General features: G+C 61.3%; 19 protein-coding genes. 15 read left to right on the forward strand and 4 right to left on the reverse strand.

Annotated features, from left to right (window positions below; all coding sequences use genetic code 11):
• Positions 1-171: 171 nt before the first annotated feature.
• On the reverse strand, positions 172-477 hold the full coding sequence (locus INQ47_RS06215) for a hypothetical protein (RefSeq protein WP_252460456.1): 306 nt from the start codon (positions 475-477) through the stop codon (positions 172-174).
• 126 nt (positions 478-603) lie between these two features.
• Here INQ47_RS06215 and INQ47_RS06220 point away from each other — a divergent pair, with 126 nt between their 5' ends.
• On the forward strand, positions 604-1,074 hold the full coding sequence (locus tag INQ47_RS06220) for an Lrp/AsnC family transcriptional regulator (RefSeq protein WP_252460457.1): 471 nt from the start codon (positions 604-606) through the stop codon (positions 1,072-1,074).
• A gap of 167 nt (positions 1,075-1,241) precedes the next feature.
• Here the strand turns inward: INQ47_RS06220 and INQ47_RS06225 are convergent, their stop codons facing one another.
• Positions 1,242-2,609 (reverse strand): inorganic triphosphatase, encoded by a 1,368-nt coding sequence (locus INQ47_RS06225; protein WP_404701333.1) that lies wholly within the window; start codon positions 2,607-2,609, stop codon positions 1,242-1,244.
• A gap of 116 nt (positions 2,610-2,725) precedes the next feature.
• Between INQ47_RS06225 and argE the strand changes: the two genes are divergently transcribed.
• Together argE and argA are read left to right on the forward strand one after the other, a co-directional pair.
• Positions 2,726-3,868 (forward strand): acetylornithine deacetylase, encoded by a 1,143-nt coding sequence (argE, locus tag INQ47_RS06230; protein ID WP_252460459.1) that lies wholly within the window; start codon positions 2,726-2,728, stop codon positions 3,866-3,868.
• 124 nt (positions 3,869-3,992) lie between these two features.
• Complete coding sequence (gene argA / locus INQ47_RS06235; protein ID WP_003253723.1) at positions 3,993-5,291, forward strand: amino-acid N-acetyltransferase; 1,299 nt, start codon at positions 3,993-3,995, stop codon at positions 5,289-5,291.
• 153 nt (positions 5,292-5,444) lie between these two features.
• On the opposite strand, the gene INQ47_RS06240 is transcribed toward argA, so the two are convergent.
• A complete protein-coding gene (locus INQ47_RS06240) occupies positions 5,445-6,821 on the reverse strand; it encodes a glutamine synthetase family protein (RefSeq protein WP_021783548.1) in 1,377 nt (458 codons plus the stop codon).
• Positions 6,822-7,395: 574 nt separating this feature from the next.
• Here INQ47_RS06240 and INQ47_RS06245 point away from each other — a divergent pair.
• From INQ47_RS06245 to INQ47_RS06275, 7 genes are all read left to right on the forward strand, one after another.
• A complete protein-coding gene (locus tag INQ47_RS06245; RefSeq protein WP_003253727.1) occupies positions 7,396-8,754 on the forward strand; it encodes a glutamine synthetase family protein in 1,359 nt (452 codons plus the stop codon).
• 48 nt (positions 8,755-8,802) lie between these two features.
• Entirely contained in the window at positions 8,803-10,164 is a 1,362-nt protein-coding gene (locus tag INQ47_RS06250; protein WP_209969262.1) for an aspartate aminotransferase family protein, read from the forward strand.
• A 168-nt stretch (positions 10,165-10,332) separates the two neighbouring features.
• Positions 10,333-11,430, forward strand: coding sequence for a polyamine ABC transporter substrate-binding protein (locus INQ47_RS06255; protein WP_209969265.1), 1,098 nt, complete (start codon positions 10,333-10,335; stop codon positions 11,428-11,430).
• 156 nt (positions 11,431-11,586) lie between these two features.
• Entirely contained in the window at positions 11,587-12,681 is a 1,095-nt protein-coding gene (locus INQ47_RS06260) for a polyamine ABC transporter substrate-binding protein (RefSeq protein ID WP_404701334.1), read from the forward strand.
• 72 nt (positions 12,682-12,753) lie between these two features.
• Complete coding sequence (gene potA / locus INQ47_RS06265; RefSeq protein ID WP_021783552.1) at positions 12,754-13,896, forward strand: polyamine ABC transporter ATP-binding protein; 1,143 nt, start codon at positions 12,754-12,756, stop codon at positions 13,894-13,896.
• Positions 13,893-14,813, forward strand: coding sequence for an ABC transporter permease subunit (locus tag INQ47_RS06270; RefSeq protein WP_176682810.1), 921 nt, complete (start codon positions 13,893-13,895; stop codon positions 14,811-14,813). The genes potA and INQ47_RS06270 overlap by 4 nt, the downstream gene beginning before the upstream one ends.
• A complete protein-coding gene (locus INQ47_RS06275) occupies positions 14,810-15,703 on the forward strand; it encodes an ABC transporter permease subunit (RefSeq protein WP_021783554.1) in 894 nt (297 codons plus the stop codon). The genes INQ47_RS06270 and INQ47_RS06275 overlap by 4 nt, the downstream gene beginning before the upstream one ends.
• A gap of 149 nt (positions 15,704-15,852) precedes the next feature.
• Here INQ47_RS06275 and INQ47_RS06280 read toward each other — a convergent pair whose 3' ends face one another.
• A complete protein-coding gene (locus INQ47_RS06280) occupies positions 15,853-16,308 on the reverse strand; it encodes an REP-associated tyrosine transposase (protein ID WP_404701335.1) in 456 nt (151 codons plus the stop codon).
• Positions 16,309-16,561: 253 nt separating this feature from the next.
• Between INQ47_RS06280 and INQ47_RS06285 the strand changes: the two genes are divergently transcribed.
• The 5 genes from INQ47_RS06285 (at position 16,562) to INQ47_RS06305 (ending at position 23,239) form a co-directional block, all read left to right on the forward strand.
• Positions 16,562-17,650, forward strand: a complete 1,089-nt coding sequence (locus tag INQ47_RS06285; RefSeq protein ID WP_404701336.1) for an efflux RND transporter periplasmic adaptor subunit — start codon at positions 16,562-16,564, stop codon at positions 17,648-17,650.
• The gene (locus tag INQ47_RS06290) at positions 17,647-18,714 is read left to right on the forward strand and encodes an efflux RND transporter periplasmic adaptor subunit (RefSeq protein ID WP_404701337.1); all 1,068 of its coding nucleotides are present in this window, start codon (positions 17,647-17,649) and stop codon (positions 18,712-18,714) included. The genes INQ47_RS06285 and INQ47_RS06290 overlap by 4 nt, the downstream gene beginning before the upstream one ends.
• Entirely contained in the window at positions 18,711-21,764 is a 3,054-nt protein-coding gene (locus INQ47_RS06295) for an efflux RND transporter permease subunit (protein ID WP_404701338.1), read from the forward strand. Before INQ47_RS06290 ends, INQ47_RS06295 begins: the two co-directional genes overlap by 4 nt.
• Positions 21,765-21,998: 234 nt before the next feature.
• Positions 21,999-22,181, forward strand: a complete 183-nt coding sequence (gene oscA, locus INQ47_RS06300) for a sulfur starvation response protein OscA (protein ID WP_021783559.1) — start codon at positions 21,999-22,001, stop codon at positions 22,179-22,181.
• A 50-nt stretch (positions 22,182-22,231) separates the two neighbouring features.
• Positions 22,232-23,239 (forward strand): sulfate ABC transporter substrate-binding protein, encoded by a 1,008-nt coding sequence (locus INQ47_RS06305; protein WP_101196385.1) that lies wholly within the window; start codon positions 22,232-22,234, stop codon positions 23,237-23,239.
• The last annotated feature ends 54 nt before the right edge of the window (positions 23,240-23,293 follow it).

Below are 23,293 nucleotides of genomic sequence, written 5' to 3' on the forward strand. Positions count from 1 at the left end.
CCTGATCGGGTAGTGCTGATCAAGGCTAGCCGGGCGGCGGGAGGCTATCGGAGGTGAAAGGTTTCGGAATTTTGCTGCGCCTGTATCGGACGCTTCGCGGGTGGACCCGTTCCTAAAGGGATCGCACGGGCCTTTAGTGCTATGCGGTACAGGCCCGGCAGAGAGGGTGGGTCAGACCACTGCCAACGCCACTCGCTGCAAGTTGGTCAGACTCACCTCACCCACACACACCAGGTTACGCAGCTTCTGTGCAATGACCTCGGCCCGGTGCCAGCTCAACCCACCAATGCCGATTTCGATATTCAGCCAGTCATCCAGCTGGCTGACCTGCACGCTATGCGGGGTCAGGAACTGCAAGGCGAACAGGTTGAGCACCCGGCACAGGCTATCGGGCTCGGCCTCGGCCTGCAGGCGATAGTGCACGGTGCTGTGGGCGTTGGTGGCGGCCCAGGCGTCGGTACGGGGCTGTGCGTTCATGCTGGTCTCCGCAAATGAGGGAGAAATTCTTGCACGTTGGTGGCGGTATTTTTTCGCTATGATTGGGTGATTTCGCCTTATTAGTGAATTCTTTTATTCAAAAAAATCTGATGTGGAGAATAAAAAATGCACAGCGAGCTGGACGCCTACGACCGTCGCATCCTCGAACTGCTGCAGGAGGATGCTTCGCTGTCCAGTGCACAGATCGCCGAGCGCGTCGGGCTGTCGCAATCGCCGTGCTGGCGGCGCATTCAGCGCTTGAAGGAAGAGGGGGTGATTCGTGGGCAGGTGACCTTGCTGGACCGCAAGAAGGTCGGCCTGAACACGCAGATTTTCGCCGAGGTGAAACTGAACGCCCATGGGCGCTCCAACTTCACCGAGTTCACCGAGGCGATCCGCGGGTTCCCTGAGGTGATGGAGTGTTATGTGCTGATGGGGGCTGTGGACTTTCTGCTGCGTATCGTCACGTCGGACATCGAGGCCTACGAGCGGTTCTTCTTCGAAAAACTGTCGAACGTGCCGGGGATTCAGGAGGTGAACTCGATTGTGGCGCTTTCCGAGATCAAGTCCACCACTAGCCTGCCGCTACCGCGGTGAAGCCATTCGCGGGTAAACCCGCTCCTACACCGGTGAAGCTATTCGCGGGTAAACCTGCTCCTACACCGTTGTGGCCATTCGCGGGTAAACCCGCGCCTACACCGGCCCCACGCCTGGCGCGGATCCTACGTAGGAGCGGGTTTACCCGCGAAGCAGGCGACGCGGTGTCACGCCTTGAGCAGGTGCTTCCAGCCGCGGCTCTGGTCCACCGCCCGAGCCTGGTCGATACGCGCTTCCAGCACTTCATCGCTGATGGGCTGCTCGGCCAGTTCGTGCAGCTTTTTCAGGTCGCCGTACAAGCGGTCCATTTGCGGCGCTTCCAGCACCTGGCGGGCGTGGTGCAGCCAGGCCAGAAGTTGCTCGATACGTGGCAGCTGCTCGGCCAGGTCTTCCGGGCGCTGGGTGTACAGCGGCAGCTTCAACGCGCGGCCTTCCTCGCCCAGCAGATGCCCCAGCCAGCTGGCCAGTTGCGCTTTGCCCTGGCGTTCGCCGCGGCCCTTGCGCTCTGCGGTCCAGGTACGGGCCGTCAGCCAGCGTGAGGTTTCCAGCGAGAACTGGCCCCAGCGTACGTCTTCCAGTTCTTCGGCAAACTGCTCGGGTGCGGCGCGACGGATGTCTTCGTCATCGTTGCCGGCCTGCACCAGCGGGCGCCAGTCTTCAAGCAAGGCATCAAGGCTGGCGCGCAGGTCGCGGGTGGTAGCGCGCGGTGCTGCCTGGCCCAGGCTGGCGGTGAGTGCGCGCAGCTCGCTCAGGCACTCGACCCAGTCCTGCAACAGGCGCCAGTGGCCGTTGTGGCGGTACTGCTCGGCCAGGCGCTGGCTGCTGGCCAGCAGCTGCCAGGCGAGGGCGGCATAGGCGTCGTCCAAGGCCATTTCGGCTTCCAGCGCGGTGTGAGGAAGGTCCAGCTCGTAGCTGTCCGGTTCCAGCAGGCGGTAACCGCGCTCAGCCTTGCTGATGTCGCACGGCATCAGTGGCAGGCTGGCGGCCAGTTCTGCGGCCAGTTCCAGCAGGGCTTGCGGCTCACCTTCGCGCAGTTCCAGCTCCAGCTCGCAGATCTCTTCCTTGCGCTTGCCGGCGATCACGAAGCCTTGGTCCAGCGCAGCCTCGATCACCACCTTGCTTTTGCCACGGCCCCAGGCGATTTCAGCGTATTCACGGCTGAAGTCGGTGGTGAACAGTGGCTTGATGGTTTTCTTGTCCAGGTTGGCCAGTTGCTCGGGCCAGCAGGTGGCGTCCAGCTTCTTCAGGTCGAGCTTGACCTTGTCCAGGTTCCATTCGTACTCGTTGCGCTCGGACAGGCCGGCCACGCTCTGGCCGCGGCACTTGAGGGTTTGAATGATCGTGTCGCCATCGCGGCGCAGGCGCAGGGCGACACGGGCGGCGGACAGCTCACGCTCGGGGGTGTCGAAGTACTGGTTGAGCAGTTCACGGGTCTGCCAGCCGGACTTGTTGCGCTTTTTCAGCAGAGGGTGCTCGCGCAGGGCGGCAAGGGTCTCGCGGCTGGCGCGGAGCTTCAGTTCGGTTTCTTTGTGCATCACAGACTCGAAAGAGGGGGCGTGGTTGGCGGAGAGTCTACAGCAGTCAGCCATCAACGGTTTATTCCAGACAGCGGATAGTCCTATGATGGGTAACGTTTCCGAGGAGTACGCGCATGCCGTTGCCGACGCTGAAAGACCAGTTTGCCGCCTTGATCGCCGCGCCTTCGGTCAGCTGTACCCAACCTGCGCTGGACCAGTCCAACCGCCAGGTTATCGACCTGCTGGCCGGTTGGCTGGGCGACCTGGGTTTCAAGTGCGATATCCAGCAGGTCAGCCCCGGCAAGTTCAACCTGCTGGCCAGCCGTGGCACCGGCCCGGGAGGGCTGGTGCTGGCCGGGCACAGCGATACCGTGCCCTATGACGAACAGCTGTGGGCCAGCGACCCGTTGAAGCTTACCGAGGCCGATGGCCGCTGGGTCGGTCTGGGCAGTTGCGACATGAAGGGCTTCTTCGCCCTGGTCATCGAAGCGGTCATCCCGCTGCTGGAGCACGACTTCAAGGAGCCGCTGCTGATCCTTGCCACCTGCGACGAAGAAAGCTCCATGTCCGGCGCTCGTGCCCTGGCCGAGGCCGGCCAGCCACTGGGCCGTGCAGCGATAATCGGTGAGCCTACCGGGCTGCGGCCTATCCGCATGCACAAGGGCATCCTCATGGACCGCATCGACATCCTCGGTCGCAGCGGCCATTCGTCGGACCCAAGCCTGGGCCGCAGCGCCATGGAGGCCATGCATGCGGTCATGGGCGAGCTGATGGGCCTGCGCCAGCAGTGGCAACAAACCTATAGCAACCCGCAATTCACCGTGCCGACCCCTACCATGAACTTCGGCTGCATCCACGGCGGCGACAACCCCAACCGTATCTGCGGCCAGTGCGCCCTGGAGTTCGACCTGCGGCCACTGCCTGGCATGGACGTGGAGCAACTGCGCGCGGCCATTCGCGAAAAATTGCTGCCGGTTGCAGAGCGCCATGAGGTGCGCATCGACTATGCGCCGCTGTTCCCGGAGGTGCCGCCGTTCGAGCAGGCTGCCGATGTCGAACTGGTACAGGTCGCGGAGCGCCTGACCGGCCATCGCGCTGAAGCGGTGGCGTTCGGCACCGAAGCACCTTATCTTCAGCAACTGGGCTGCCAGACCATTGTGCTGGGCCCTGGCGACATTGCCTGTGCCCACCAGCCCGGCGAATACCTTGAAATGTCACGAATCGAGCCTACCGTGCGTCTATTGCGTGACCTGATCCGGCACTATTGCCTGCACTAAACGTCAATCGAACTGATTCGTTCCTGCCTAGAGGAGACCGCGCGTGACCGCAAGCCTGTTCCGACGATGATCCTGAACGCCCCCTGCATCGCCGTTCTCCGTCCACTTATCCACAGGCTCTGTCATGCCCGATTACGTCAACTGGCTGCGTCATGCATCCCCCTATATCAATGCCCATCGCGACTGCACCTTCGTGGTCATGCTCCCTGGCGATGGGGTGGAACACCCTAATTTCGGCAACATCGTCCACGACCTGGTGCTGCTGCACAGCCTCGGCGTGCGGCTGGTGCTGGTGCATGGTTCGCGCCCGCAGATCGAAAGCCGGCTGGCTGATCGCGGGCTGACCCCGCACTACCACCGGGGCATGCGTATTACTGATGCAGCCACCCTGGACTGCGTGATCGATGCCGTCGGCGCCCTGCGCCTGGCCATTGAAGCGCGGCTGTCGATGGACATTGCCGCTTCGCCCATGCAGGGCTCGCGCCTGCGCGTGGCCTCCGGCAACCTGGTCACTGCGCGGCCGATCGGCGTGCTCGAAGGTGTGGACTACCACCACACTGGCGAAGTGCGCCGGGTCGACCGCAAGGGCATCAGCCGCCTGCTCGACGAGCGCTCCATCGTGCTGTTGTCGCCCTTGGGCTACTCGCCTACCGGGGAAATCTTCAACCTGGCCTGTGAAGACGTGGCTACTCGCGCGGCCATCGAACTGGGCGCCGACAAACTGCTGTTGTTCGGCGCCGAGCCGGGCTTGTTGGACGCTGACGGTAGGCTGGTGCGCGAACTGCGCCCGCAGCAGGTTGCCCCGCATCTGCAGCGTCTTGGCAGCGACTACCAGGGCGAACTGCTGGATGCCGCGGCCGAGGCCTGCAAAGGCGGCGTGGCGCGCAGCCATATCGTCAGCTATGCCGAGGACGGCGCGCTGCTCACCGAGCTGTTTACCCGTGGCGGTGGCGGTACGCTGGTGTCGCAGGAACAGTTCGAAGTGGTGCGCGAGGCGACTATCGAGGATGTGGGTGGCTTGCTGGAGTTGATCAGCCCGCTGGAAGAGCAGGGCATCCTGGTGCGCCGTTCGCGCGAAGTGCTGGAGCGAGAGATCGAGCAGTTCAGCGTGGTCGAGCGCGAGGGCATGATTATCGCCTGTGCGGCGCTGTACCCGATTGCCGATTCCGAGGCCGGGGAGCTGGCTTGCCTGGCGGTGAACCCGGAGTACCGCCATGGCGGGCGTGGGGACGAGCTGCTGGAACGGATCGAGAGCCGGGCACGGCAGATGGGCTTGAGTACTTTGTTCGTGCTGACTACGCGCACGGCGCACTGGTTCCGCGAGCGCGGCTTTGCGCCGAGTGGCGTGGAGCGGTTGCCGGCGGCGCGGGCTTCGCTGTACAACTACCAGCGCAATTCGAAGATTTTCGAGAAGCCCCTGTAAGCTTGGGCCGCCCTCTTCGCGGGCTCGCCCGCTCCCACAGGGTAATTTCGAGGGCTGAAGCCTGTGGCTTACCTGTGGGAGCGGGCGTGCCCGCGACGCAGGCGACACCGGTCTCAAACAAAAAACGCCGCCCTTGAGGGGCGGCGTTTTTGTTTACACGGTATGCAGATACCAGTTGTACTCGAGGTCGGAGATCGAGTGCTCGAACTCTTCCAGCTCGCTTTCCTTGCACGCGACAAAGATGTCGATGTACTTCGGATCGATGTACTTGTTCAGGATCTCGCTGTCGTCCAGCTCGCGCAGGGCATCGCGCAGGTTGTTCGGCAGGCTCTGCTCCAGCTGCTCGTACGAGTTGCCTTCGATCGGCTCGCCCGGCTCGACCTTGTTGGTCAGGCCATGGTGCACGCCCGCCAGCACCGCAGCCATCATCAGGTACGGGTTGGCGTCGGCACCGGCCACGCGGTGCTCGATGCGCACGGCGTCCGCAGAACCCGTTGGCACGCGCAGCGCCACGGTGCGGTTGTCCAGGCCCCAACTTGGCGCGTTCGGCACGTAGAACTGCGCGCCAAAGCGGCGGTACGAGTTGACGTTCGGGCAAAGGAATGCCATGGACGCGGGCAGGGTCTCGAGCACACCGCCGACAGCGTGACGTAGCGCGGCGTTCTGCTCGGGATCCTCGCTGGTGAAGATGTTGTTGCCATCTTTGTCCAGCACGGAAATGTGCACGTGCAGGCCGTTGCCTGCCTGGCCCGGGTAGGGCTTGGCCATGAAGGTGGTGTCCATTTCATGGTCGTAGGCGATGTTCTTGATCAACCGCTTGAGCAGTACCGCGTAGTCGCAGGCCTTGAGCGGGTCGGCCACGTGGTGCAGGTTGACTTCGAACTGCGCCGGGGCGCTTTCCTTGACGATGGCGTCGGCCGGGATGCCTTGTTCTTTCGCGCCTTCGAGGATGTCCTGCAGGCAGTCGGCATATTCGTCGAGGTCGTCGATCAGGTACACCTGGGTCGACTGCGGGCGCTTGCCCGAAATTGGCGAGCGTGGTGGCTGCGGGCGGCCGTTCACGTTCTCCTGGTCGATCAGGTAGAACTCCAGTTCGAATGCGGCGCAGATAGTCAGGCCCAGTTCGTCGAACTTGGTCACCACCTGACGCAGCACTTCGCGCGGGTCGGCGAAGAACGGCTCGCCTTCCAGTTCGTGCATGGTCATCAGCAGCTGGGCAGTGGGGCGTTTTTGCCACGGCTCGTTACAGAGCGTGTCGGGGATTGGATAGCAGATGCGATCAGCATCGCCGATGTCCAGGCCCAGCCCGGTGCTTTCGACGGTGGAACCGTTGATGTCCAGGGCGAAGAGGGAGGCCGGCAGGTTGATGCCTTTCTCGTAAACCTTGTGGAGGCTGGTGCGCTCAATGCGCTTGCCACGCACCACACCATTCATATCTGCAATCAGAAGGTCAACGTAGAGAACCTCAGGATGTTCCTTAAGGAACGCGTTCGCTTCGTTAAGCTGAACGGCACGCGGGGGTACCGACATGATGCAACACCTTTGTTGTTAAAAATATCAATCAAGGGGGGCTTGCAAGACCAGTCAATCGAAAAGCCATACTGATGTCAAGCCAACCCCATGATGCCCTGAAATGGCACATCTACGGCAGATTTGCTGCATATCGGGGCAAACCATTATCCGCTATTTCCTGCGTAAAGGGCTATCTCCGGTACGCCGTGTTTTATTTTTTACGGAGGTGTTGTGTAAAAAAATGAACAAGGCTAAGCTCGGTCTCAACCCAGAACACAATAATACGAGGGTCACATGGTCCGCTTGCCGCGACCTGAAAGCACTGCCTGCGCAGTGCCATCGGGTACTTCCGTCGTTTTTGCAGGCTTCGTCAATGGCGTGGTCGCCCTGGCCGCAATAATTGACGTTTCGCGTTCCCGGACCGGTCCTCGCAGCGGCTTGCCGCCCTTCGCTTCGTCTTCCTGCCTTTTGAACTCATTACGGACACAGCTGATTTCAGTGTATCCACTGTGGCTCTGCGCGTGGGTTTTTGCTTTAGCAATCTACTCCATCCAGAATCAAGTCGTGGACCACCTTACCTCCTGAGGTATTTATGAGTAACAACCTCGACCAGCTCACCGATTGGTTGAAAGAGCACAAGATCACCGAAGTCGAATGCATGATCAGCGACCTGACCGGCATCACGCGCGGCAAGATTTCGCCAACCAACAAATTCATCGCCGAGAAAGGCATGCGGCTGCCCGAGAGCGTACTGCTGCAGACCGTGACCGGTGACTACGTCGACGACGACATCTATTACGAACTGCTCGACCCGGCAGACATCGACATGATCTGCCGCCCTGACGAGAACGCCGTGTTCCTCGTGCCGTGGGCCATCGAGCCGACCGCGCAGGTCATTCACGACACCTACGACAAGAAGGGCAACCCGGTCGAACTGTCGCCGCGCAACGTGCTGAAAAAAGTGCTCAAGCTTTACGCCGACAAGGGCTGGCAGCCGATCGTCGCCCCCGAGATGGAGTTCTATCTGACCAAGCGCAGCGAGGACCCGGACTTTCCGCTGCAGCCCCCGGTTGGCCGTTCCGGTCGCCCGGAAACCGGCCGTCAGTCGTTCTCGATCGAAGCGGCCAACGAATTCGACCCGCTGTTCGAAGACGTCTACGACTGGTGCGAGCTGCAGCAACTGGACCTCGACACGCTGATCCACGAAGACGGCACGGCGCAGATGGAAATCAACTTCCGTCACGGCGACGCCTTGCACCTGGCCGACCAGATCCTGGTGTTCAAGCGCACCATGCGCGAAGCGGCGCTCAAGCACAACGTGGCCGCCACTTTCATGGCCAAACCGATGACCGGCGAGCCAGGCAGTGCCATGCACCTTCACCAGAGCGTGGTCGACGTGGCGACCGGCAAGAACATCTTCAGCAATGAAGACGGCAGCATGAGCGAGCTGTTCCTCAACCACATTGGCGGCCTGCAGAAGTTCATCCCCGAGGCGCTGCCGCTGTTCGCGCCCAACGTCAACTCGTTCCGCCGCTTCCTGCCCGACACCTCGGCGCCGGTGAACGTGGAGTGGGGCGAAGAAAACCGCACCGTCGGCCTGCGCGTACCGGATGCCGGCCCGCAAAGCCGGCGCGTCGAAAACCGCCTGCCGGGCGCCGACGCCAACCCTTACCTGGCCATCGCCGCCAGCCTGCTGTGTGGCTACATCGGCATGGTCGAAGGTATCGAGGCCAGCGCGCCAGTGCAGGGCCGTGGTTACGAACGCCGCAACCTGCGCCTGCCCCTGACCATCGAAGACGCCCTGGAACGCATGGAAAACAGCCGTGCGCTGGTGCAGTACCTGGGCAAGAAATTCATTACCGGATATGTCGCCACCAAGCGCGCCGAGCACGAAAACTTCAAGCGCGTCATCAGTTCCTGGGAGCGTGAGTTCCTGCTGTTCGCTGTCTGATCAACCCTGGTGCCGCAGGAGCGCGGCGGTCCAATAACGGAGAAGCACATGAGCGTCAACAACCCGCAAACCCGTGAATGGCAAACCCTGAGCGGGGAGCATCACCTCGCACCCTTCAGTGACTACAAGCAACTGAAGGAGAAGGGGCCGCGCATCATCACCAAGGCCCAGGGTGTGCATTTGTGGGATAGCGAGGGGCACAAGATCCTCGACGGCATGGCCGGTCTATGGTGCGTGGCGGTCGGCTACGGCCGTGAAGAGCTGGTGCAGGCGGCAGAAAAACAGATGCGCGAGCTGCCGTACTACAACCTGTTCTTCCAGACCGCTCACCCACCTGCGCTCGAGCTGGCCAAGGCGATCACCGATGTGGCGCCGAAAGGTATGACCCATGTGTTCTTCACCGGCTCCGGCTCCGAAGGCAACGACACAGTGCTGCGCATGGTGCGTCACTACTGGGCGCTGAAGGGCAAACCGCACAAGCAGACCATCATCGGTCGTATCAACGGTTACCACGGCTCCACCTTCGCCGGTGCTTGCCTGGGTGGCATGAGCGGCATGCACGAGCAGGGTGGCTTGCCGATCCCGGGCATCGTACACATCCCTCAGCCATACTGGTTCGGCGAGGGCGGCGACATGACCCCTGACGAATTCGGTGTATGGGCCGCCGAGCAGTTGGAGAAGAAGATCCTCGAAGTCGGCGAAGACAACGTCGCTGCCTTCATCGCCGAGCCGATCCAGGGCGCAGGTGGCGTGATCATACCGCCGGAAACCTACTGGCCGAAGGTGAAGGAGATCCTCGCCAAGTACGACATCCTGTTCGTCGCCGACGAGGTGATCTGCGGCTTCGGCCGTACCGGCGAGTGGTTCGGCTCTGACTACTACGACCTCAAGCCCGACCTGATGACCATCGCGAAAGGCCTGACCTCTGGTTACATCCCCATGGGCGGTGTGATCGTGCGTGACACCGTGGCCAAGGTGATCAGCGAAGGCGGCGACTTCAACCACGGTTTCACCTACTCCGGCCACCCGGTGGCGGCCGCGGTGGGCCTGGAAAACCTGCGCATCCTGCGTGACGAGAAAATTGTCGAGAAGGCGCGCACGGATGCGGCACCGTATTTGCAAAAGCGTTTGCGCGAGCTGCAGGACCATCCTCTGGTGGGTGAAGTGCGCGGCCTCGGCATGCTGGGTGCGATCGAGCTGGTCAAGGACAAGGCCACCCGCAGCCGTTACGAAGGCAAAGGCGTGGGCATGATCTGTCGCACCTTCTGCTTCGAGAACGGCCTGATCATGCGTGCGGTGGGTGACACCATGATCATCGCGCCGCCGCTGGTAATCAGCCATGCGGAGATCGACGAACTGGTGGAAAAGGCACGCAAGTGCCTGGATCTTACCCTTGAGGCGATTCGATAAGCGTTTGCTAGGCTAGCGTTGTGACATTAAGCCGTTACATGGCCCTGCTTTCCTTGATACAGGGCCTTGTAACTTGCCAGACTAGCGGCTGTTTCAGTCGCCGCGCGCTCTGCACCGTGGGTTCTGGCTGCTGGACAGTTGCTAAATAAAAATTCTGGAGCATTACGCATGAATAAAATGGGCAAAACGTTGCTGGCCGCCGCCCTGATGGGCGCCATGGCCTCCGCTGTTCAGGCTGAAGACAAAGTGTTGAACGTCTATAACTGGTCGGACTACATCGCTCCGGACACCATCGCCAAGTTCGAGAAGCAGACGGGTATCAAGGTCAAGTACGACGTCTTCGACAGCAACGAAACCCTGGAAGCCAAGCTGCTGGCAGGCAAGTCGGGCTATGACATCGTCGTGCCGTCGAACAACTTCCTGGCCAAGCAGATCAAGGCGGGTGTGTACGAGGAACTGGACCGTTCGAAACTGCCGAACTGGAAAAATCTCGACCCCGACCTGCTCAAGGCCGTTGGCGATGCCAGCGACAAGGGCAACAAGCATGCCTTCCCTTATATGTGGGGCTCGATCGGCATCGGCTACAACCCGGAGAAGGTCAAGGCTGCGCTGGGCGTGGACAAGATCGATTCGTGGGACGTGGTGTTCAAGCCTGAGAACATCGCCAAGCTCAAGAGCTGCGGCGTGAGCTTCCTTGACGCCCCGACCGAAATGCTCCCGGCTGCGCTGCACTACCTCGGCAAGCCGACCGACAGCACCAAGAAAGAAGACCTGAAGGCCGCCGAAGACCTGTTCCTCAAGATCCGTCCTTCGATCACCTACTTCCACTCGTCCAAGTACATTGGCGACATGGCCAACGGCAACATCTGTGTAGCCGTCGGTTACTCGGGTGACCTGGAGCAGTCCAAGGCCCGTGCCCATGAAGCGGGCGACAAGGTCAAAGTGGACTACGTCATTCCGAAGGAAGGTGCCGGTACCTTCTACGACATGGTCGCCATCCCGAAAGATGCCGAGCATAAAGACGCTGCCTACCAGTTCATGAACTTCCTGATGCAGCCGGAAATCATGGCTGAAATCACCAACGCCGTGCGCTTCCCGAACGGTAACGCTGCTGCTACCCAGTTCGTGGACAAAGACATCACCAGCGACCCGAGCATCTACCCGCCTGCCGAAGTGAAGAAGCAGCTGTACGCGATCGCTGCGCCTGACGCTTCTGTGCAGCGAGTGATCACCCGCAGCTGGACGAAGATCAAGTCGGGCAAGTAAGCCTGATGCGACAGCTCTGGGCCGGGTTTCCCGGCCCAGAGCCATAGAAAGGTAAATGATGATTGCGGCATCGAAGCTGCGAAGTTAAGTTGCGCGCCGGTTTTGCGTGTGCGGCAGCATTGTCGCTACCCAGGCACTGATTGTGAGGACCCCCACTTGTCTATTTCTGTATTCCGCAAGGCCTTGATGGCCGGCGCGGGCCTGACGCTGGCATGCAGCGTCCAAGCGGCGCCGACGGTGCACTTCTATAACTGGTCCGACTACATCGGCCCTAACACACTCGCGGACTTCGAGAGCGCCACGGGCATCAAGCCTGTGCAAGACGTGTTCGACTCCAATGAAACCCTGGAAGGCAAGCTGCTGGCCGGTAACACCGGTTATGACGTGGTGGTGCCGTCCAACCATTTCCTCGGCAAGCAGATCAAGGCGGGCGCGTTCCAGAAGCTCGACAAGAACCTGCTGCCCAATTATTCCAACCTCGACCCGGCATTGATGAAGCGCCTGGAAAAGAACGACCCGGGTAACCAGTACGCGGTGCCTTATCTGTGGGGCACCAACGGCATCGGTTACAACGTCGACAAGGTCAAGGCTGCGCTGGGCGTGGATACCATCGACTCCTGGGCCGTGCTGTTCGAGCCCGAAAACATGAAGAAGCTCTCCAAGTGCGGTGTGGCCTTCCTCGACTCGGCGGACGAAATGCTGCCAGCGGTGCTCAACTACATGGGCCTCAATCCGAACAGCACCGACCCCAAGGATTACGCCAAGGCCGAGCAGAAGCTGCTGGCGGTGCGCCCGTACGTGACCTACTTCCACTCGTCCAAGTACATCACCGACCTGGCCAACGGCGACATCTGCGTCGCGGCAGGTTTCTCGGGCGATGTGTTCCAGGCCAAGGCCCGCGCTGAAGAAGCGAAGAAGGGCGTGAACCTGGCCTACGCCATTCCCAAGGAAGGCGGCAACCTCTGGTTCGACGTGCTGGCGATCCCCAAGGACGCCAAGAACGTCAAAGAGGCGCATGTCTTCATCAACTATTTGCTGAAACCTGAGGTTATCGCCCAGGTCAGTGATTACGTCGGTTACGCCAACCCGAACCCTAAGGCTGGCGACCTGATGGACCAGGCCGTGAGGACTGACGCTGCGGTTTACCCACCGCAGGAAGTGCTGAACAAGATGTTCGTGAACTCAGAGTTGCCACCCAAGGTGCAACGGCTGATGACCCGTAGCTGGACCAAGGTCAAGTCGGGCAAGTAAAAAATCCAGACCCGCGGCGGCCTTTGCAGGTCTGGCCGCGCGGGCACAAAAATCTTGTTGGGAGTTTCACTCATGGCAGTTGCCTCCGGTGCCTATAAAAAAGCCCTCGAGGGTGACCAGCAACCCAAGCAGGTGCTGGTCAAGATCGACCGGGTCACGAAAAAGTTCGACGAAACGGTAGCCGTGGACGATGTGTCCCTGGAAATTCGCAAGGGTGAGATCTTCGCCTTGCTGGGTGGCTCCGGTTCCGGCAAGTCTACCTTGCTGCGCATGCTGGCCGGCTTCGAGCGCCCATCCGAAGGGCGGATCTTCCTCGATGGCGTCGACATCACCGACATGCCGCCCTACGAGCGGCCGATCAACATGATGTTCCAGTCCTACGCGCTGTTCCCGCACATGACCGTGGCACAGAACATCGCCTTCGGCCTGCAGCAGGACAAGCTGCCCAAGGCCGAGATCGATGCGCGCGTGGCCGAGATGCTCAAGCTGGTGCACATGACCCAGTACGCCAAGCGCAAGCCGCACCAGTTGTCGGGCGGCCAGCGTCAGCGTGTGGCGTTGGCCCGCTCGCTGGCCAAGCGCCCCAAGCTGCTGCTGCTCGACGAGCCGATGGGGGCACTGGACAAGAAACTGCGTTCGCAGATGCAGCTGGAGCTGGTCGAGATCATCGAGCGCGTGGGTGTGACCTGCGTGATGGTGACCCACGACCAGGAAGAGGCCATGACCATGGCCCAGCGCATCGCCATCATGCACCTGGGCTGGATCGCCCAGATCGGCTCGCCAGTGGACATCTACGAGACACCTACCAGCCGCCTGGTGTGCGAGTTCATCGGTAACGTCAACCTGTTCGAAGGTGACGTGGTCGATGACGCCGAAGGCTACGCGATCATTGCCAGCCCGGAGCTGGAGCGCAAGATCTACGTGGGCCACGGCATCACCACTTCGGTTGAAGACAAGCACATCACCTACGCCCTGCGCCCGGAGAAACTGCTGGTAACCACCAAGCAGCCCGAGTTCGAGCACAACTGGTCGCGCGGCAAGGTGCACGATATCGCTTACCTGGGTGGCCACTCGGTGTTCTATGTGGAGCTGCCGAGCGGCAAGGTTGTCCAGTCGTTCGTCGCCAACGCCGAGCGCCAGGGTGCCCGTCCTACCTGGGGCGATGAAGTGTACGTATGGTGGGAAGACGACAGCGGCGTGGTACTGCGGTCATGAAACTGCGCAAGCTCAAGCGAGCCTTCCAGCGTCTGGTCCCGGAGGGGCGGCATCTGGTGATCGGCGTGCCGTTCATCTGGCTGTTCCTGTTCTTCATGCTGCCGTTCTTCATCGTCCTGAAGATCAGTTTTGCCGAAGCTGATGTGGCAATTCCGCCGTATACCGAGATCTACACCTACGTCGAAGACAAGGTCCAACTGGTCCTCAACCTGGCCAACTACGGGCTGTTGACCGAGGATGATCTGTACCTTGCGGCCTACCTGGGTTCGTTGAAGATGGCCTTCTTCAGCACCCTGCTGTGCCTGCTGATCGGCTTCCCGATGGCCTACTCCATTGCCAATGCCAAGAAGGAGACCCAGACGGTCCTGCTGTTGCTGATCATGATGCCCACCTGGACCGCGATCCTGATCCGCGTCTATGCCTGGATGGGTATCCTCAGCAACAACGGCCTGCTCAACGGTTTCCTGCTGTGGACTGGGTTGATCGACCAGCCGTTGCAGATCCTCAACACCAATCTGGCGGTATACATCGGCGTGGTCTATTCGTACCTGCCGTTCATGATCCTGCCGCTGTTCGCCAACCTTGTGAAGCATGATCCGAGCCTGCTCGAAGCTGCATCTGACCTGGGTTCGAGCACCTTCAACAGCTTCTGGAAGATCACGGTACCGCTGTCGAAAAACGGCATCATCGCCGGCTGCATGCTGGTGTTCATTCCGGTGGTGGGCGAGTTCGTGATCCCGGAACTGCTGGGCGGCCCGGAAACCCTGATGATCGGTAAAGTGTTGTGGCAGGAGTTCTTCAACAACCGTGACTGGCCGGTAGCATCCGCCCTGGCGGTGGTAATGCTGGCGATCCTGATCGTGCCGATCCTGCTGTTCAACCGTAGCCAGGCCAAAGAGATGGAGGGCCGCGCATGAAACGCTTCAGTTTCTCCAAGCTGATGCTGGTGCTCGGCTTGCTGTTCATCTACCTGCCGATGCTGATCCTGGTGATCTACTCGTTCAACGCCTCCAAGCTGGTGACGGTGTGGGGGGGCTGGTCGATCAAGTGGTACGTCGGCCTGCTCGACAACACCCAGCTGATGGGTTCGGTGATGCGCTCGCTGGAAATCGCCTGCTACACGGCGGTGGCAGCGGTGGCACTAGGTACCCTGGCAGCCTTCGTACTGACCCGTGTCACCCGCTTCAAGGGCCGCACGCTGTTCGGTGGCCTGGTCACTGCGCCGCTGGTAATGCCCGAAGTGATCACCGGTCTGTCTCTGTTGCTGCTGTTCGTGGCCATGGCGCAGTCGATCGGCTGGCCCCAGGAGCGTGGGGTCGTCACCATCTGGATTGCCCACACCACGTTCTGTGCGGCGTATGTGGCGGTGGTGGTGTCGGCTCGCCTGCGTGAGCTGGACCTGTCGATCGAGGAAGCGGCGATGGACCTGGGTGCCAAGCCGTGGAAGGTGTTCTTCCTGATCACCATTCCGATGATCGCGCCGTCGCTGGCGGCGGGCGGCATGATGTCGTTCGCCCTGTCGCTGGACGACCTGGTACTGGCCAGCTTCGTCTCCGGGCCTGGCTCGACCACCTTGCCGATGGAAGTATTCTCGGCGGTGCGCCTGGGCGTGAAACCGGAGATCAACGCCGTGGCCAGCCTGATTTTGCTGTCGGTTTCGCTGGTGACCTTCTTCGTCTGGTACTTCAGCCGCCAGGCCGAAGAGCGTCGTCGCAAGGCGATTCAGCAGGCGATCGAAGAGGGTGCTGCGGCCAACGCTTCGCAGCCGCAGGTCAAGCGCTCGGCGCAGGTGGCTGCGTCGGCCTGACCCGGCCCTTTCGCGGGCACGCCCGCTCCCACAGGGACCTCACAGCCTTCAGGGTTGTGCTGACCCCTGTGGGGTAGGGGTATCAGAGTCTTCAAGGTTGTGGTGAGCCCTGTGGGAGCGGGCATGCCCGCGAAGGCTCCAGCACTGATTCAAAGCCATATCGCATCCCAATGTGGATAGTCCCTGATACTTCTCACCAATCCAGCCCTCAAGGGATTGGCAACAATGTACCGGGCTACATGAACCACACGCTCCTCCCGCCGCAGCGCATGGTCCTGGTAACCCGGTTGCCATATCGGCTTGTGCCCGACACCGGCCTTGCGCAAGGCAATCGCTGTGCGTGATTTGAACTTGCGCATCAGCGTTCCTAATGTCACTCCTTTCAGCTCAATCAGCCAATGAAGATGGTCCGGCATCACTACCCAGGCCAACGATTGGCAGTCCTGAATGTCATTGGAGACCCGAAGGTGTTTGACCACTAGACGGGCGTGGTGGAAGTCCTTGAACAGTGGTTTGCGTTGATGCGTGATGGTGGTCAGCATGTAGAGCCTGCCAGGCTCGGAGAAGCGCCCACGGCGCAGTCGGTGGGACTCGGCTAACGGCATTTCGATCTTCCTTGAAGTTGAACCTCCCTGTGAAAGGTAGCGGTTGGAGCGGGGATGGCAGATGACTGATGGTTTCTGGATATGGCAGACACTGATACATGGCTGTGGGGGCCTCTTCGCGGGCGAGCCCGCGAAGAGGCCCCCACAGCCACCAGAAATGCCAGCATGGCCACCGCCAGTGATGTTTATCGAACCCTGAACTACGCTCACAGTCGCATCCCACAAATCATTTGTGCGCAAGCAAGGAGCCAGCATGGCGTTGATGCGTCCGCTGTCGGTCGTCTGTCTGGGGTTGTTGTACATGCTCACCGGCTGTAGCAAGGAAGAGGTCCCCGAGACACTGCCTCGGGTGGGTGTGCAGCAGGTACAACCCACCGATTTCGCTGCCAGGGTCACCCTGACCGGCGACATACAGGCGCGGGTGCAGACAGATTTGTCATTCCGCGTTGGCGGCAAGATCATTTCGCGTAGCGTCGACGTGGGCGATCACGTGAAGGCCAACCAGGTGCTGGCACGGCTGGACCCGAAAGACTTGCAGAACAATGTCGACTCGGCCAAGGCCGAGGTCTTCGCCGCGCAGGCGCGGGTCACCCAGACCAGTGCGGCCTTCGTGCGCCAGCAGAAACTGCTGCCCAAGGGCTACACCAGCCAGAGCGAATACGAAGCTGCTGAAGCCGCGCTGCGCAGCAACCAGAGCGCACTCAAGGCCGCCCAGGCGCAACTGGCCAATGCCAATGAGCAACTCAGCTACACCGCACTGGTCTCCGAGGCCGCCGGGGTAATCACCGAGCGCCAGGCCGAGGTTGGCCAAGTGGTGCAGGCGACCATGCCGATCTTCAGCCTGGCCGTCGATGGCGACCGCGATGCAGTGTTCAACGTCTACGAGTCGCTGCTGGTGGCGCCGCCAAGTGATGCCGGGGTAGTCGTGAGCCTGCTGGACGATCCCAAGGTCCAGGCCCGTGGCTTCGTGCGCGAAATCACCCCCACCGTGTCCGCGCAAAGCGGCACCGTGCAGGTCAAGGTGGGGCTCAAGGGCGTACCGCCCGAGATGCAGTTGGGGGCACCGGTTACTGCCACTACCAATGCCCAGGGCCGGCCCAGCGTCGAGTTGCCATGGTCGGCGCTGACCAAGGCCGTGCATGAGCCTGCCGTGTGGGTGGTGGGCGAGGGCGACAAGGTGGAACTGCGCAAAGTCGAAATCCGCCGCTACCTCACCGGCAAGATCGTGGTCGCCAGCGGCCTGAAAGGCGGCGAGACCGTAGTGGTCAACGGCGGCCAGTTGCTGCACCCCGGCATGCAGGTACAGAAGGTCGACGCCAAGAGCCCAGGGGGTGAGCTATGAAGCGTCTGTTGCTGATGCTCTCGGCCGGTGTGCTGCTGGCGGGTTGTAGTAGTGAAGAAGAGGCACCAGAGCCGATTCGGCCAGTGCTGTCGGTCAAGGTCGAACCTCAGGTGCAGTCGCAGCTGGGCCGTTTCGCCGGCAGTATCCAGGCGCGCTTCGAAAGCACCTTGGGCTTCCGGGTTTCCGGGCGCATTGCCCGGCGCTGGCTGGACGTTGGGGCCCAGGTGAAACCGGGCGACACCTTGGCCACCCTGGACCCGACCGACCAGCAGAACCAGTTGCGCGCTGCCGAAGGCGATCTGGCCAAGGTGCAGGCACAGTGGATCAACGCCCAGGCCGATGCCCGTCGCCAGCAGCAGTTGTATGACCGTGGGGTTGGCGCCCAGGCACAGCTGGATATCGCCCAGACCAACCTGAAAACCACCAGCGCAGCGTTGGAGCAGGCCCGCTCCGCCGTCAGCCAGGCCCGTGATCAGCTCGACTACAGCACCCTGCGTTCCGACCACGCTGCCGTGATTACCGCGTGGCAGGCCGAAGCCGGGCAAACTGTAACCGCTGGTCAAGCCGTGGTGACCCTGGCCCGGCCGGACGTGAAGGAAGCGGTCATCGACCTGCCGATCAATCTGGCCGAGCAGTTGAGCAAAGACCTGACCTTCACTGTTGCCTCGCAACTGGATCCGACCATCAACACCACAGCGAGCCTGCGCGAACTGGAGCCTCAGGCTGATGCCACCACCCGTACCCGCCGTGCTCGCCTGACCCTGGCCAGCACACCGGCGGCCTTCCACCTCGGCACCTCCATCAGTGTGACCCTTAGCTCGGAAGTGTCCCCGCGCAGCGAACTGCCCCTGAGTGCCTTGCTTGAGCGTGACGGCAAGACCCAGGTGTGGGTGATCGATACGCAGCACAAGACCGTGGCCACCCGTGACGTGGCGCTGATCGACCGCACCGCTGATAGCATCGTACTGAGCTCCGGCGTGCAGCCCGGTGAACGCGTGGTCACAGCCGGCGTCAACAGCCTCAAGCCTGGCCAGAAGGTCACCTTCGACGAGGATGCGCAATGAAAGGAAGCTTCAACCTGTCCGACTGGGCACTCAAGCATCAATCGTTCGTCTGGTACCTGATGTTCGTTAGCCTGTTGATGGGGATTTTTTCCTACTTCAACCTGGGCCGCGAGGAAGACCCGTCGTTCACCATCAAGACCATGGTCATCCAGACCCGCTGGCCCGGTGCGACCCAGGACGAAACCCTGTACCAGGTTACTGACCGCATCGAGAAGAAGCTCGAGGAACTCGATTCGCTCGACTACACCAAAAGCTACACCCGCCCCGGCGAGTCCACGGTCTACGTGTACCTTCGCGACACCACCAAGGCCAAGGACATCCCCGAAATCTGGTACCAGGTGCGCAAGAAGATCCAGGACATTCGTGGCGAATTTCCCGCCGGTATTCAGGGCCCGGGCTTCAACGACGAGTTCGGTGATGTGTTCGGCTCGATCTATGCCTTTACCGCTGACGGCCTGACCCTGCGCCAACTGCGGGACTACGTGGAACAGGCACGGGCCGAGGTCCGCGATGTACCCAACATCGGCAAGATCGAGCTGGTCGGTACCCAGGACGAAGTGCTGTACCTGAACTTCTCCACCCGCAAGCTGGCAGCCCTGGGCATTGATCAGCGCCAGGTGATGCAGGCACTTCAAGCGCAGAATGCGGTGACGCCGGCCGGCATGATCGAGGCCGGCCCGGAGCGCATCTCGGTGCGTACGTCCGGGCAGTTTGCCTCGGAGAAAGACCTGCAAACCGTCAATTTGAGGATCAACGACCGCTTCTTCCGCCTGGCCGATATCGCCGACATCGAGCGCGGCTACGTCGACCCGCCTTCGCCAATGTTCCGTTACAACGGCCAGACAGCCATTGGCCTCGCCATCGGCATGAAGGCCGGCGGCAACATTCAGGTGTTCGGTGAGGCGTTGAAAAAGCGCATGGACCAGGTGGTCCAGGACCTGCCGGTGGGTGTCGGGGTACACACCGTTTCTGACCAGGCCGTGGTGGTCAAGCAGGCGGTCGGCGGTTTCACCAGCGCGCTATTCGAGGCGGTGGTGATCGTGCTGGCTGTGAGCTTTGTCAGTCTTGGCGTGCGCGCCGGGCTGGTGGTGGCCTGCTCGATCCCGCTGGTGCTGGCCATGGTGTTCGTGTTCATGGAATACAGCGGCATCACCATGCAGCGTATTTCGCTGGGGGCGCTGATCATTGCGCTTGGCCTGTTGGTGGACGATGCGATGATTACCGTGGAGGTGATGGTCACGCGGCTGGAAATGGGCGAAAGCAAGGAGCAGGCGGCGACGTTCGCCTACACCTCCACAGCCTTCCCCATGCTTACCGGCACCTTGGTGACCGTGGCCGGGTTCGTGCCTATCGGCCTCAACGCCAGCTCTGCGGGTGAATACACGTTCACCCTGTTCGCGGTGATCGCCGTTGCCCTGATCGTGTCGTGGGTGGTGGCGGTTTTCTTCGCGCCGGTGCTTGGGGTGCATATTCTCAAAAGCGACAAGATCAAGGCCCACGAAGCTGAGCCTGGCCGGGTCGGGCGGGCATTTGAAGGCGGGTTGCTATGGTGCATGCGCAACCGCTGGTTGACCATCATCGGCACCGTGGTGCTGTTCGCCCTGTCGATCTTCTGCATGCGTTTTGTGCAGAACCAGTTTTTCCCGTCCTCGGACCGCCCGGAAATTCTCGTCGACCTCAACCTGCCGCAGAACGCTTCGATCGAGGAGACGCGCAAGGTGGTCGACCGCTTCGAGGCGCGGATCAAGGACGACCCGGACCTGGTGCACTGGAGTACCTACATTGGCCAAGGCGCGATCCGCTTCTATCTGCCCCTCGACCAGCAGTTGCAGAACCCGTACTACGCGCAGCTGGTGATTGTCAGCAAGGGCTTCGAAGAGCGTCAGGCCTTGATGGACCGCCTGCAGAAGATCCTGCATGAAGAATTCGTCGGCGTCGGCACCAACGTGCAATCGCTGGAGATGGGCCCGCCAGTGGGCCGGCCGATCCAGTACCGGGTCAGCGGTGCCGACATCGACCAGGTACGCAAACACGCCATCGAGCTGGCCACCTTGCTCGACCAGAACGAGCACATCGGCGAGATGATCTACGACTGGAACGAGCCGGGTAAGGTGCTGCGCGTGGAAATTGCCCAGGACAAGGCACGCCAGCTGGGCCTGTCGTCCGAAGATGTTGCCAATGTGATGAACAGCATCGTCAGTGGCGTGCAGATCACCCAGGTCAACGACAACATCTACCTGGTCGATGTGGTCGCCCGCGCCGAAGACAGCGAGCGTGGCTCGCCTGATACTCTGCAGAACCTGCAAATTCTTACCCCTAACGGCACCTCGATCCCACTGCTGTCGTTCGCCACCGTGCGCTACGAGCTGGAGCAGCCACTGGTATGGCGACGCGACCGCAAGCCAACCATCACCATCAAGGCCTCGGTCAACGGCGACATCCAGCCCACCGACCTGGTGGCCCAGCTGAAGCCGAAAATTGACGAGTTCGCCAGCAAGCTGCCGGTCGGTTACGAAGTGGCCACGGGTGGTACGGTTGAAGAAAGCAGCAAGGCCCAAGGGCCGATCGCCAAGGTCATCCCACTGATGCTGTTCCTGATGGCGACCTTCCTGATGATCCAGTTGCACAGCGTGCAGAAGCTGTTCCTGGTGGTCAGCGTGGCGCCGCTGGGCCTGATTGGTGTAGTGCTGGCGTTGGTGCCCACGGGGACGCCGATGGGCTTCGTGGCGATCCTCGGCATCCTTGCGCTGGCGGGCATCATCATTCGTAACTCGGTGATTCTGGTGACCCAGATAGACGAGTTTGAAGCCCACGGCCTGTCGCCGTGGGATGCGGTGGTGGAGGCCACCAACCACCGGCGCCGGCCGATCCTGCTGACGGCGGCGGCGGCGAGCCTGGGCATGATCCCGATTGCCCGCGAGGTGTTCTGGGGCCCCATGGCCTACGCCATGATTGGCGGGATCATCGTGGCGACCTTGCTGACGCTGCTGTTCCTGCCGGCGCTGTACGTGGCCTGGTACAAGATCCGCGAGCCGCAGAAACAACCCTGAAGGCCAGTATGGCCCCTTGTAGGAGCGGGTTTACCCGCGAATGCGATGGTGCATCCACCACCATATTCGCGGGTAAACCCGCTCCTACAAGGGGACGTGTGCTTTTAAAAGGTTATATAAAAATTCTTAAATAGTATTTTTAAGAATAACTGCGCCTCACTACTATTGCCCTCAAGCCAGGCGCAACCCCCCTTCAAACCTCTGCCCGGCGCCCTCACTCCAAGGAGAACGAGCATGAGTGCATCTCTGCGCAGCATCGACGGCCAGGACGAAGCCACCCTCTTGCGTGAAATCCAGAGCGCTTTGCGCGACCTGCGTTTCGGTGCGGTGGAGATCACCGTGCACAACGCTCAGGTCGTGCAGATCGAGCGCAAGGAGAAGTTCCGCCTGCAACAGCCCGGCAACAAGCCCGGCTGATCTGCGGCGCAACATCCAAAACTGGAAAAATGCCATTCGGGAGCTTCACCATGTCCATCCGCCGTTATGCGCTCGCCGCCCTGGCCAGTGCTGTTTTTGCCGGTTCCGCCATCGCCAAGGACTACGAACTGCTCAACGTGTCCTACGATCCGACCCGTGAGCTTTACCAGCAGTACAACGCCGAGTTCATCAAGCACTGGCAACAGGCCCACCCGGGTGACAAGGTGAAAATCCAGCAATCCCATGGGGGGTCGGGCAAGCAGGCCCGTGCGGTGATCGACGGCCTGCGCGCCGACGTGGTGACCCTGGCCCTGGCCGGTGACATCGACGAAGTGGCCAAGCTTGGCAAGACCCTGCCCGAGAACTGGCAGACCCGCCTGCCTGACGCCAGCACCCCGTACACCTCGACCATCGTGTTCCTGGTGCGCAAGGGCAACCCGAAAGGCATCAAGGACTGGGGCGACCTGATCAAGAAGGACGTCTCGGTCATCACCCCAAACCCGAAAACCTCTGGCGGTGCGCGCTGGAACTTCCTCGCGGCGTGGGCCTACGGCCTGAAGGCCGGCGGTAGCGAAGAGAAGGCCAAGGCGTATGTGCAGGAGCTGTTCAAGCATGTACCGGTGCTGGATACCGGCGCCCGTGGTTCGACCATCACCTTCGTCAACAACGGTCAGGGCGACGTATTGCTGGCCTGGGAGAACGAAGCCTTCCTGGCCCTGAAGGAAGACGGGGGTGCCGACAAGTTCGACATCGTCGTGCCGTCGCTGTCGATCCTGGCCGAGCCGCCAGTGGCCGTGGTCGACAAGAACGCCGAGCGGAAGGGCAATACCGAGATTGCCACCGAATACCTCAAGCACCTGTACAGCCCGGCCGGGCAGAAGATTGCCGCCGAGAACTTCTACCGCCCGCGTGACGAGAAAGTCGCTGCGGAGTTCGGCAAGCAGTTCCCGAAACTGGACCTGGTGACCATCGACAAGGACTTTGGTGGGTGGAAGGCTGCACAACCGAAATTCTTCAATGATGGCGGTGTGTTCGACCAGATCTATCAGGCACAGTAAGGGCCCCAAGATTCAGAAGCCTGCACTGGCCCGGAAACTCTCCGGGCCAAGTGC

It is taken from the genome of Pseudomonas sp. 3HC3, assembly GCF_044904505.1.
Classification (GTDB): Bacteria; Pseudomonadota; Gammaproteobacteria; order Pseudomonadales; family Pseudomonadaceae; genus Aquipseudomonas; species Aquipseudomonas putida_Y.